The organism is Hymenobacter rubripertinctus, from assembly GCF_003583925.1.
In the GTDB taxonomy this organism is placed as follows: Bacteria; Bacteroidota; Bacteroidia; order Cytophagales; family Hymenobacteraceae; genus Hymenobacter; species Hymenobacter rubripertinctus.
In genome coordinates, this window is record NZ_QYCN01000046.1 from 15266 (window position 1) to 29195 (window position 13930).

The window sequence follows — 13930 nt, forward strand, 5'->3', positions numbered from 1 at the left end:
CAGTATAAACCATGAAAGACGTATTAGATATCCTAGCGAACTGCCGCCAGAAAGACATCAACATTGCCCTCGACGATTCCGGGGAAAATATCCGGCTCAGTGGCAATATCAAAGCCCTCAACCCGGACGAGCGAGACCAGCTGCGGCACTACAAAGAAGATATCATCAGCCTGCTGCGCAAGTCGCGGGAAGCAGCCTACACCGGTATTCCGACCGTGCCGGCCCAGGCGTTTCATCCCCTGTCAGCGGCCCAGCTGCGGCTCTGGATTATCAGCCAGTTTCAGGAAGGCAACGTGGCCTATAACATCCCCGGAGCGTATATTTTCGAAGGCAACCTAGACGAGGCCAGCCTGCGGGCTGCTTTTCAGGCGCTGGTGGAGCGCCACGAAAGTCTGCGCACCGTGTTCCGGGAAGACGAAACCGGCGACGTGAAGCAGTGCGTGTTATCGGCTGCCGAAACCGGTTTCGGCATTGCCCACCATGACCTGCGCACTGCCTTGCCGCAAGCCTTGGAACTGAGCCAGGCCGTACGGCAGGATTGCCTTACGCCGTTCGACCTGGTGGCCGGTCCGCTGCTGCGCGTCACGCTTTACCAGCTTGAAGATCATACGTGGCTGCTGACCTACGTCTTGCACCATATCATCTGCGACGGGTGGTCAATGAATGTCATTCTGCGGGAGCTGCTCGCACTCTACCATGCCCACGCCCAGGGCTGGCATAACCCGCTGGCAGCTTTGGGTATCCACTATAAGGACTACGCGGCTTGGCAGCGGCAGCAACTTGGCACCCCGGCCATGCGGGAGCACCGCACCTACTGGCTCCGTCAGTTCGAGGGCTGCCTGCCGCTGCTGGAACTGCCCACCGACCGGCCCCGTCCGGCCCTGAAAACCTACCAGGGTGGTGCTGTGACCATGCTGCTGGGGGCCAGCATCATTGAGCCGCTAAAAAAAGTGTGTGAGCAGGAGGGAAGTACCCTGTTTATGGGCCTGCTGGCCGCCGTCATGACCCTGCTGTACCGCTACACTAATCAGCAAGACCTTATCGTTGGCATTCCCATTGCCGGCCGCCAGCACGCCGATCTGGAACAGCAGATCGGTCTCTACGTCAATACCCTGGCCCTGCGCACCCAGTTTGGACCCGAGGACAGCTTCCGCCAGTTGCTGCGGCAGGTGAAACAGACAACTCTGGGAGCCTACGAACACCAGGATTTTCCCTTCGATGAGCTGGTGGAAAGCCTGCAACTGCCCCGCGACGGGAGCCGCAATGCCCTGTTCGACGTGATGGTGGTGCTGCAGGACAACGCGGGGCAGGGCAATGAGCGAACAGTGGACGAGCTGACCATCCGGGGCTACGACAAGCTGGATGACGAAACTAGCAAGTTCGACCTCACCTTCAACTTTGGGGAGAACGATGGGCAACTACACCTGCGCGTAGAGTACAACACCGACCTGTACGACCCGGCCACCGCCATCCGCCTCGGCGAGCATTTCAGGCACTTATTACAGGCCGCTACCGCCGCGCCCGAGCAGCCGGTGCTGGCGCTGGAGTACTTGGGGGAGCAGGAAAAGCAGGCGGTGCTGGGCGATTTCAACGCTACTGCTACGCCCTATCCGAAGCACCAGACTATCACAGAGCTATTTGAGGAGCAGGCTGCCCGCAACCCGGCCCAGGTGGCAGTGGTGTATCAGGGCTTAGCCCTGACTTACCAGCAGGTGGAGGAGCACGCCAATCAGGTAGCGCACTACCTGCAGTCCGAATATGTACTCCCGCCCGATGCGCTGGTGGGCCTGCGGCTGGAGCGGAGTACTTGGTGGGTGATTGCCACGCTGGGCATTCTCAAAGCCGGGGCGGCCTACGTGCCCATTGATGCCGACTACCCGCCGGAGCGCGTGGAATACATGCTGGCCGACAGTGGCTGCGCCCTGGTATTCGACGAGGCCGAGCTGGCTCGTTTCCGGCCGCTGGCCGCTACTTACCCTACGTCGCCGCCGATGGCCCGACACCAGCCCACCAGCCTGGCGTATGTGATGTATACTTCCGGCTCCATGGGTCGGCCCAAAGGCGTACTGGTGGAACACCGCAGTGTGGTGCGCTTGGTAAAAAATACCAACTACATTGCCTTCAGCTCCAACGACCGGCTATTGCAAACCGGCTCGCTGTCGTTTGATGCTACTACTTTTGAGCTTTGGGGTATGCTGCTCAACGGCGGTACCCTGCACCTGCTGCCCCAGGAGCAACTCCTGGACCCCGCCCAGTTGAAGCATTACCTGCTGGCGCAGCGCATTACAATGGCTTGGTTTACCGCCTCATGGTTCAACCAGCTTGCCGATATCGACCCCACTATTTTCAGCCGGCTCGACTATGCTCTAGTGGGTGGCGACCGGCTTTCCCCCAAGCACGTCAACGCCGTGCGGGCCGCCTACCCGGCCCTGCACATCATCAACGGCTACGGCCCCACCGAGAATACAACGTTCTCGCTCTGCTACCCCATCGACGAAACCTGGGAGCAGGCCATTCCCATCGGCCGGCCCGTGGCCAACAGCACAGCCTACGTGCTCGACAGCCGCCGGCAGCCGGTGGGTATTGGCGTGTCGGGCGAAGTGTACGTGGGTGGGGCCGGCGTGGCCCGGGGCTACCTGAATCAACCGCATCTAACGGCGGAGCGCTTCGTGGTCGACCCGTTCAGCGCCGAAGCCGGAGCCCGCCTCTACCGAACCGGCGACCTGGGCCGCTGGCTGCCCACGGGCACTATGGAGTTTCTGGGCCGCCAAGACGAGCAGGTGAAGCTGCGCGGCTACCGCATCGAACTGGGCGAAATTGAAAACGTGCTGCAAAGCCACCCGCATATCGACTCGGCCGTGGTACTGGTGAAAACGGTGGGAGAGGAGCAAAGCCTGTGGGCGTATATCGTTAACCAGCCAGGCTTCGAGCTGGAGCCAGTGCGTGCTTACCTGAGCCAGCAGCTGCCGGCGTATATGCTGCCCCAGGCCTACGTGCCACTGCCGGTTCTGCCACTAACCTCCAACGGCAAAGTAGACCGCCCGCAACTGCTACGGCTGGGGGGGCAGCTGCGGGCCGATGGCGTGGCCTACCAGGCCCCACGCAACGAAACGGAAGCCGCGCTGGCCGGGATCTGGGCCGAAATACTGGGCCGGGAAAAAATCGGGGTGGCCGACAACTTCTTCGATTTGGGCGGTCATAGTCTCAAGGCCATGCGCCTCATCAACCAAGTGCGCCAGCAGTTTGCTGTCAGGCTCGATCTGAAAACCATCTTCACCCACGCCGTGCTGGAGCAGCAGGCCCGGCTCATCAGCGCCGCCGACGAGGCTGCCTACGTCAGCATTCAGCCGGCTCCGGCCAAGGAGTATTACGCCTTATCGTCGGCCCAGAAACGCGTTTATTTCTTGCAGGAACTGGCCCCGGACAGCACCAGCTACAATATGCCCCTGGTAACCTACCTGGGCCGCACCATCGACAAAGAAAAGCTGGCCTCGGCCCTGACCCAACTCATCGAGCGCCACGATAGCCTGCGCACTTCCTTCGTGAAAGTGGAGGGCATGGCCAGCCAGCAGGTACACGCCCGAGTACCGTTCGTGCTGGATGAGCACGAGTGCGCCCCCGAGGCGCTGGAAGCCTACCTACACGCCTACCTACGGGCCTTCGATCTGACCCAGGCCCCGCTGCTGCGCTCGGCGCTGATTAAAGTCACGGGCCTGGGCTACGCCTGGGTCGTGGATATTCACCATATTATCTCCGACGGCACATCGCAGGAAGCACTGATCGGCGACTTCTTCCAGTTCTACCAGGGCCAGGCATTGCCTCCACTACCGCTGCAATACCGCGACTTTTCCGAATGGCAGAACGAGCAGCTTGACAGTGGCCAGTTTGAAACCCAGAAGCAGTATTGGCTCGCAGAATTTGCCGGGAGCCTGTCCAAGCTCAACTTCCCCACTGACCGGGCACGGCCCGCGCACTTCAGCTTCGACGGAGCTAGCCACCAGTTTTTGCTCGGCCCCGAGCTGACGCAGCAAGTGCGGCGCTTTGGCCACCAACACCAGGGCACCCTCCAGATGAGCCTGCTGGCCGCCCTGAATGTGGTGCTGCACCTCTACACTGGCCAGGAAGACCTCGTAGTGGGCTGCGGCATTGCCGGCCGCCGCCACCCCGATCTGGACCGCATCGTGGGTATGTTCGTCAATACCCTGGCCATCCGCAACCAGCCGGTGGGCAGCAAGACGTTTGCTGATTTCTACCGGGAAGTGGCCTCTCAGTGCCTGGTGGCCTACGACAACCAGGATATCCAGTTCGAAAACCTGGTCGACTGGCTCAAGGTGGAGCGCGACCCGGCCCGCAACCCGGTGTTCGACGTGTCGATGGTGGTACAGAACTTCGCCACCTCTACTGCCGACAAATCCATCCTGCTGGCCGGCAACGAGTTCGATAACCTGCAGGCCAACATTCTCGCGCGCTGGAAGGGACCCGAAACAGCCAAATTCGACATGACCTGGTTTGTGACCGAGCAGCAGGATGATATTGCCATCAACCTGGAATACTACTCGGCCATCTACGATCTGACCACTATTCAGCGGCTGGTTGGGCACTTCAAAACTGTATTGCAGCAGGCCTTGAGCCAGCCCGATACGCTGCTCTCCGCCATTAGGATGGTAAGCCCCGACGAGGAGCAGCTGCTGCTGCGGCGCTACCTCACCGAGCCTGCCGCGCTCCACGCCTCCGCCGATACGCTCCACGACGTATTTGCCCGGCAAGCCCGACTCTATCCCGAGCATATTGCCGCCGTCGACGAAAGCGGTTCGTTCACTTACCGGGAGCTGAACGAGCGGGCCGACCAACTGGCCGGTTTCCTGAGCGGCAGCCTGAAGCTGGTCCCGGAAAGCCGGGTGGGCGTGTTACAGTCCCGCAATGCTGACCTGCTCGTCTCCATCCTGGGTATTCTCAAAGCCGGCGGTGCCTACGTGCCCCTTGACAGCAACTACCCCGAGGAGCGGCTGCTGTTCATGCTCGAAGATGCCGGTATCGAGGTATTGCTCGCCGAAAAAGACCAGATTGAGTTTGCCAACCGTCTGCAATGGCGGCTGGACCCGCTCCGCTCGTTGATCTGTATCGACTCGACTGATATTTACAACGAACAAGGCCTGCTGCGCAACGACCTGATGCGCAAAGACCTCTGGGACCATGTGGGTACCACCGCCACCGATGCCATTTCAGGCGGCGGTTGGATGAGCTCCTACACTGGCGCTTACCTGGGGGAGGAGGAAATGCGGGAATACAGCGAAAATGTCTTTCTCAAGCTCCGACCCCACCTGCACCCTGGCATGAAAGTGCTGGAAATCGGGTGCGCCTCGGGCCTCACCATGTTCCAGATTGCCCCCCATGTGGGGGCCTACCACGGCACCGACCTGTCGTCGTCCATCTTGGCAAATACCCGGCGGGAAGTCGATACGCAAGGCCACGGACACATTACCCTCTCGTGCCTGCCGGCCCACGAAATCGACCAGCTCGACGACAGCGGCTTCGATCTGGTCATCATCAATAGCGTTATTCAGAGCTTCGACGGGCACAACTACCTGCGCCGGGTGCTGACCAAGGTCATCGACAAGATGAACCCCACGGGCCTGCTGTTCCTGGGCGACATCATGGACGAAGACCGGCGCCTGGAACTGATTGATAGCCTCACCGACTTTGCCCGGCACCACGCCGCTGAAGGCTACCGCACCAAAACTGACTTGTCGGCCGAGTTGTTCGTGTCCCGCCATTACCTCGATGACCTGTTGGCCGACCGCATGGGTATTGCCAGCATCAGTTACACCGATAAAATCTACACCATTGCCAACGAGCTGACCGAGTTCCGCTACGATGCCCTCATGTGCATCGACCGGCACCAAGCCCCGGGCCGGATTGCCAAACGCAAGCAGCAGTTTGACTTGGTACACATCCGGCAATACGCCAGCACACCGCCCACGGTGCCTGTCGCCCCCCACAGCCTGGCCTATATCATCTACACCTCAGGTTCCACGGGTCAGCCCAAAGGCGTCATGATCGAGCACTGTAGCATCGTTTCGTTCCTGGGGAGTTGCCAGGCGCGGTTCCTGCACGGGCAAACTATCAGCCTGCCTGCGGTGGCCTCATACGCCTTTGATATCTCCCTGTTTCAGCTCTTCTTTCCCTGTCTCTCCGGCGGCACGGTGCTGTTGCTGCCTGATACCTCGGTGAAGGACATTCCGGCCTTGGCCGAGCGGTTGAAGGACGTTAATTCCTTCGATTCGGTCCCGGCCCTGGCTGCGCAGGTCGTCAACTACATCCGCAGCACCAACTCAGCCGGCGATTACCTGGGCCTGACAGACCTGTTCATCGGTGGTGATGCAGTGCCGACGCACGTGCTGGAAGGCCTGCGGGAGCTGTTTCCCAATGCCCGTATCAATGTGATGTATGGCCCCACCGAAACTGCGGTCTTCGTCTCTATCATGCAGTATTCGACGGTGCAGCACGCATTCCGGGGCACCGTCATTGGCACACCCAACCAGAATGCTGCCTTCTACATCGCCAATGAGCAGCAGCAGTTGCTGCCGGTGGGTGTTGTCGGTGAAATCTGCATTGGCGGGGCCGGCGTAGCCCGCGGCTACTTAAATCAGCCGGCCCTGACGGCCGAAAAGTTCGTAGCAGATCCGTTCCGGACCGGCGGGCGGCTCTACCGTACCGGCGACCTGGGCCGCTGGCTGGCCAATGGCACCGTCGAGTTTATGGGCCGTAAGGATGATCAGGTCAAGATCCGGGGTTACCGGATTGAATTGGGCGAAATTGAAAATGCTGTCCGCCGATATCCGGCCGTGCAGGACGTAGCCGTGCAGGCCAAAGCCAACCGCAGCGGCGACAGTGAGTTGGTAGCTTACTTAGTGAGTAGTATACCCGTTACTACCTCCGACATTCGCACCCACTTAGGCAAAACCCTGCCGGCGTACATGGTGCCTAGTCAGTTTGTGCCGTTAGACCGCCTGCCTCTGACCGTGAACGGCAAAGTCGACCGCCGCAAGCTGCCCGATCCGGAAGGGCTGGGCCTGGCAACCGGCGTGACTTACGTAGCACCCCGCAATGAAACCGAAGAGAAGCTGCAGCTCATCTGGCAGGAATTGCTGGGCAAAGAAAGCATCGGCATGAAGGATAACTTCTTCGACCTGGGCGGTCATAGCCTGAAGGCTACCCGCCTCAGTAGCCAGGTGCACAAAGTGTTTGAGGCCAGAGTGGAACTAAAGGACTTGTTTGCCAACCCTATTCTGGAAGATCAGGCGCAGTTGATTCGCCGGGCGGCCACAGCAGCCTTCAGCGCCATTCCCAAGGTGGCGCCGCAGCCCAACTACGAGCTTTCCTCGTCGCAGTACCGCCTCTGGATCACGGCTCAGTTGGAAGGGGGTAGCGGTACCTACAATATGCCTGCCGCCTACGTCTTCGAAGGTGCTTTGAACCAGGATGCCCTAGAACGCGCGTTTCAGGCGGTACTGGAACGCCACGAAATTCTGCGCACCGTATTCCGCGAAGATGCTGATGGCGACGTCCGGCAGTTGATCAACCCCGCCGATGCCCACGGCTTTCGCCTAGCCTACGCCGATAGACGCGGAGCTAAGGAAGCCGAAATGGCAGCGCTGGTGCAAGCCGAATTTCAGCAGCCCTTCGACCTGGAGGCTGGACCGTTGCTGCGGGGCAGCCTGCTGCAGATCGAAGACGACAAATGGATATTCGTTTATGTGATGCACCATATCATCAGTGACGGCTGGTCGATGGAGATACTAATCCGGGAGTTGCTGCAGCTTTACAGAGCCTACGACCAAAACTATCCGCTCCAACTGCCCGCGCTGCGTATTCAATACAAGGATTTTGCCGCCTGGCAGCAGCAGCAGTTCTACTCCGCCACCAGCAAGCACCGCGACTACTGGTTACGGCAGTTTGAAGGGACATTGCCCGTGATGCAACTACCCACTGACCAGCCGCGCCCCGAATCCAAAACCTACGAAGGGGCCACGCTGGAAAAGGCGCTGCCCGCCGAATTGAGCCAGGCATTCATGGCCCTAAGCCGTGCACAGGGAGCCACTCTGTTCATGGGCTTGTTAGCCGCTGTCAATACGCTGCTATTCTACTATAACGGCCAGGAAGACAGTGTTATCGGCGCTCCCATTGCCGGCCGTCAGCATCCGGAGCTGGAAGACCAGATCGGTTTTTACCTGAATATGCTGGCCCTTCGCACTAGGTTTAGCGGGGAAAATAGTTTTTTGGCTATGCTGGAAAATATAAAAGCTGTAACATTGGGAGCCTATGAGCATCAGGCATACCCTTTCAATGAGTTGGTAGGGGAACTGAACTTGCGCCGCGACTTGAGCCGTAACGTATTGATGGACGTAACGGTGGTATTGCAAAATACCGCCGACGGCCCGGTAGCCGCCCCCGACAACCTATCTGGATTAACAATAACGGGTTATGAAAAAAATCAGAGCCTGACAAGTGAATTTGATATATCTTTTGACTTTGAAGAGGCTGATGATGCGATAAAGGCCAAAATTATCTACAATACCGCGTTATTTAAGCATACTACTATCCTCCGCCTAGCCGACCACCTGGAATATCTGTTGGCGGCTATTGTTGCCAACCCTGCTATGACTATCAGACAACTTGGGCAATTAGCCTACCACCAAGCCAACTCTCTGTCACCGTACCCCAGCAAGGTCCTCTATTCGGCTTCTGCGGAGGAAGAGCTAATCAACGACTTGAGCCTGTAGGCATGGCCGGTACTACCCTGTTTCCGGCTTTGCTGATCATTGCTGCCAGTACTAGGTCGGCGTGCGACCAACGGTCGTTACTATTCTATAACGAAAATTTGATATTTATTGCACTAAACCTGGAAAAAAATCCGTGAATTATTTCTTCCGGCCATCGCCGGACCCCACTAGCAGAATTGCCTTCTTAAATATAAGTCTATGTATATAATTGAATTGAGTCAGCAGGAAAACGAGAAACTCGATGTGCTGCTGCGTATGCTAATGGGAAAATATAGCTTGCCCTGCGAAGAGCGCTTTCTGCTGCGCGTACGGGCTTATGCCGCCCAGTTGCCCACGCGCGTACTACTTAGCCTGAGCGAGTTCAAATACTGCGAAAACCATAATGGCACCTTGGTGCTCCGAGGCTTCCACATCGACGACGCCGGCATCGGGCAAACCCCGGCCGCCACCAGCAAGGAAATCGACGAGGGCTCAGCGCGACGGGAAGGCTTCCTACTGATGCTGCTCATTTCCCAGGTCGGGGATGCCTTTGGCTGGAGCTGCCAGCGCGATGGAGCCCTGATCAACAACATTCTCCCGCTCCGGTCGCACGAGAAAGAGCAGCTCAGCACGGGCAGTATGATTGACCTCGACTGGCACACGGAGGAAGCATTTCACCCGTTTCGGGCCGATTACCTGGCCCTGATGTGCCTGCGCAACATCGAGCAGATTCCTACCATCATTGGCTCGATCCAAGATATCCACTTGGAGCAGGAAACTAAAAAGCTGTTGTTCGAGCCGCGCTATCTGTTTCAGATGGACAAGAATTTCGAAAACGAGCACCTGAAAAGCACTTTGCCCCAGTCGGTCTTATTCGGGGATGCTAGCGCCCCCTACGTCAAGATAGACCCTTCCTTCATGCAGGCCGTACCGGGCGATGAGCCGGCCCGTGAAGCGCTGCGCCAAATCACGCAGGAGTTCAATAAATCCCTTTACGAGCTAGTGCTGCGGCAAGGCGACGTGGTCTTTCTCGACAACTACCGGGTCGTACACGGCCGTAAGGCTTTTCCCCCACGCTTCGATGGCACTGACCGGTGGCTGAAGCGGGTGAATATCACGTCCGATCTGCGTAAGTCGCGCGTGCTGCGCCAGCATCACAGTTCCCGGATGATTGTAATAACCTAAGCCAGTATGTCTAGTATTGAATTCGGTGCCGTGAATTATTGGATAGAGCACCTCCAGGATGCCAAAGCTCTGCGCCTGCCGGGCGTATCCGCGCCGGCCGATGTGGCGGCAGAAGCCAGTACCGTGAGCCTGCCGGTGAGTCCCGCCGATGCGGCGGCTATTCGCAGAATAGCTGGCGACAAAGACCTGAACGTACTCAAACTTTTTCTGAGCGGCTTGACGACGGTGCTTTGGAAATACTCTCACCAGGATGAACTGCTTGTTTCCTTGCCGCCACTGGCGTTGCCCGGGAATGAGGGAGTACCGAGTGGCCCGCTGCACTGTCGGCTGCACCTGGGCGGGCAAACACTGATCCACGAGCTGCTCGGGCAGGTGCACGAGACGCTGAATACGGCCCACAAGCACCGGCACTACGACGAGGCGGCCCTGAACCAGGAATACGTGCGCCGCACGGGCAGTCTGGCTCCGTTGCGGGGCGTGGGCCTGAGCTATTCCCGGCTGCGGGAGCCGGGCACTTGGCTAACGGAGCACGAGTTGCTGGTGGAGATAGTGGAGCAAGCGGAAACCTGTATCAGCATCAGCTGCCGCTCGGGAGCCTATCCGGCGGCCATGCTGCGGGATATGGCGGAAAGCCTGCTCCAGGTTGTGTTAGGCCTTTCGATGAATAAGAACAAAGCCCTGGCGGCCTGCGACGTTATTCCGCCGCATAAGCTGGCGGCCTGGAGCACGCGGTTTGAGAACAACACGCGCCCCTATCCGCAGCACGTAACGGTAATCGACCTGTTTCTGGAATCCGTAGCCCGCCATCCCGGCAAGACCGCGCTGGTCTACGGCGAAACAGTACTGACATATGCGGAGCTGGCGGCCCAAGCTGAAGAAATAGCGGCTATGGTAACGGCGCAAACCGGCGGCCCGGGTGCCTTGGTGGGCGTGCTGATGGACCGCTCGGCCCTGCTGGTGGCTACCATTACGGGCATTCTGTGGGCCGGGGCGGCGTATGTGCCCATTGACAAGGAATATCCGGCAGAGCGCGTACGCGACATCGTGGCCGACGCGAACCTGACGTTGATTCTGACCGATGCCGACGATGTGGTTAGCGAACTGCCTGGCTGCCAGCTGGTGAATCTGGCCGGTATCGGAGCCAGGGTCGGGCCGATAGCCCTAGCGCTACCCCGGCCCACCGATCTGGCCTACGTCATCTACTCGTCCGGCACTACTGGTAAGCCCAAAGGCATCATGATTGAGCACGCGGCCATCATGAACCTGCTGTTTTGGTACAATGAGCGGTACGCTATTACCGACGATACCCGGATTGTGCAGCTTACGAAGAGCGTAATCGACATTGCTTTCCAGGAAATCTATTCGGCCCTGATGAACGGGCTTACGCTGTATGTGCCGATCAAGGAAGAAAGCCAGGACAAAGACTCGTTTTTGGGCTACCTGCGCAAATATCGAATCAATTTTATTCAGGTAATTCCGGACACCCTTGCCGAGTATTTTCTGGACTCGCCCCGGCTCGATTTCCTGGACTACCTGCTCTGCGGCGGCGACCGGCTAACCGAATCACTGAAGGATGCCATCTTGGCCAAGGGTTACACGCTGTTTAACGTGTATGGCCAAACCGAAACGGCTATTGATACGGTAGGGGCGCTGTGCCAGCCGGGCACGGTTACCCGGTTCGACGAGTTTGTGCCTAACTACGACCTGCTGATTGTAGATGAGTACGGACTGCCGTGTCCCGATTTTGTGACGGGTGAAATCTGTACGGGCGGCAGCGGGCTGGCCCGGGGCTACCTCAACCAGCCGGCCCTCACGGCCGACAAGTTTGTCGGGCATCCGCTGAAGCCTGGGCAGCGCCTCTACCGCACCGGTGACTTGGCCCGTCGCCTGCCCGAGGGTAGCATCGAACTCATGGGGCGCCAGGATGACCAGCTTAAGATAAGAGGGCAGCGCGTGGAGCTGAGTGAAATCGAGTTTGTGTTGCACGAGCACCCGGAAATAGCTGACGCGGTCCTGAAAGTTAATGAGTCGGGTGGGGAAAAGCAGATTCATGCCTTCCTGGTGTCCAGAGCAGCTACCGGCAGAAGTGCCGGGGAATTTGTTGTCACCATCCAGGCCTATCTGCTCGACAAATTGCCTGCTTACATGATTCCGGTCCGGTACCATGTGCTGGATAAGTTGCCGCTGACGGCCAACGGCAAAGTGGACAAAAAGAGGCTTTCGACCGCAGACAGTGGCTGGACTCCTGGGGTCCAAGAGTATGTGGGTCCGCGCAACGAAACCGAAGCCACGCTCATCGGGCTCTGGCAACAGTTGCTGGGCCGCGAAACGATAGGGGTGAAGGACAATTTCTTCGATCTGGGCGGGCATAGTCTCAAGGCCATGCGTCTGATTAGCCAGATCCGGAAGGCCTTCGAAGTGAAGATGGAGCTAAAGAAGCTGTTTGCCTTTCCGGTGCTGGAAGACCAGGCCCGTCTGATCGGCGACGCGGTGCAGAGCGCCCACCAAAGCTTGCAGCCCGCGCCCGTACAGCCCAGCTACCTGTTGTCTTCCTCTCAGCAGCGCGTGTGGGTACTCAGCCAATTTGAGCAGGGCAATGCCGCGCACAATATGCCGGGCATATACCTGTTCGAGAAGTTCGACCTACCGGCACTGGAACAATCTTTTGCGGCGCTGCTGGAGCGACATGAGATTCTGCGCACGGTGTTCCGTGAAAACGAGCAGGCCGAAATCCGCCAATACGTGCTGCCCGCTGCCGAAGCCGGGTTCCGAGTTGCTTACCAAGACCTGCGTGGGCAATCCCGGCCTGCCGAGTACCTGAAAAGTCTAGTGCCCGACGTGGCCCGCCACCCCTTCGACCTGGCAGCGGGGCCTTTGATGCGGGCGGCCGTGTATCAGATTGCCGACGCACAGTGGGTGCTAGTATTCGTGATGCACCACATCATCAGCGACGGCTGGTCGATGGAAATTCTGACCAATGAACTAAAGCAGCTATTCCAGGCGAATCTGAAGGGCGAACCGGCGCGACTGGTTCCATTGCCTATTCAGTATAAAGACTACGCGGTGTGGCAGCGTGGGCTGTTGAGCCAGGGGGCATTCGAGCCACATAAAGCCTACTGGCTCGGGCAGTTGCAAGGCGAATTGCCCACCCTGGAACTGCCCGCCCGCCAGCCCCGCCCCGCCATGAAAACCTACAACGGGGCCATGCTCGTCCGGCAGATTGGCTCCGTCACTACCCGTCAGCTCCGGGCGCTGGTGCAGCAGGAGGAAAGCACACTATTTATGGGGCTTTTAGCTGTCGTAAACGCTTTGCTGCACCGCTATACCGGCCAAGAAGACATTATTATCGGCACGCCCATTGCCGGGCGCGAGCATGCCGACTTGGAAAACCAGATCGGCTTTTACCTCAACACCTTAGCGCTGCGTAGCCGCTTCAGTGGCTCAGATTCCTTCCGGGACGTTTTGGCGCATACCCGGCAGATTACTCTTGATGCCTATGAACACCAAGCCTACCCATTTGACGAGCTGATCGAAGCCCTGCGGCTGCCCCGCAACATGAGCCGGAGTGCTCTGTTCGACGTGATGCTGGTTCTGCAGAACACGGAGTTGCACGCCGCTGATGCCCAGCCCGACGACGTGAAAATTAGCCCCTACGCCGGCATGGAGCACCGGTTCAGCAAGTTTGACCTAATCTTCAACTTTACCGAGGTGGAAGACGCGCTGGAAGTCGCCATTGAATACAACCTCGATATCCTGGAAGCCCCGCTGGTGGCCCAGTTAGCAAATCACCTGGCGCAGCTCCTTGATGCCCTATTGCTGGCGCCCGACCAGGCAATCGGGACGTTGGAGTATTTGAGTGAGTCGGAGCGGGCTCAGCAGCTGGAAGTCTTCAACGCCACGGCCGCCCCCTACGACCAGACCCAGACGCTGGTGAGCCTGTTCGAGGCCCAAGTGCGGGAGCGCCCCGATCAAGTGGCCCTGCT

3 protein-coding genes are annotated in these 13930 nt (G+C 58.7%); all 3 read left to right on the plus strand.

The annotated features are described in order from the left end of the window. Positions 1–11 precede the first annotated feature (11 nt). A complete protein-coding gene (locus tag D0T11_RS19710) occupies positions 12–8783 on the plus strand; it encodes a non-ribosomal peptide synthetase (RefSeq protein WP_119657530.1) in 8772 nt (2923 codons plus the stop codon). A 198-nt stretch (positions 8784–8981) separates the two neighbouring features. Next, positions 8982–9947: a guanitoxin biosynthesis L-enduracididine beta-hydroxylase GntD gene (gene gntD / locus D0T11_RS19715; protein WP_119657531.1), complete on the plus strand. Its 966-nt coding sequence runs from the start codon at positions 8982–8984 to the stop codon at positions 9945–9947. Positions 9948–9953: 6 nt separating this feature from the next. Beyond that, positions 9954–13930, plus strand: a 3977-nt coding sequence (locus D0T11_RS19720) for a non-ribosomal peptide synthetase (protein ID WP_119657532.1), incomplete at its 3' end; no start/stop codon positions are given.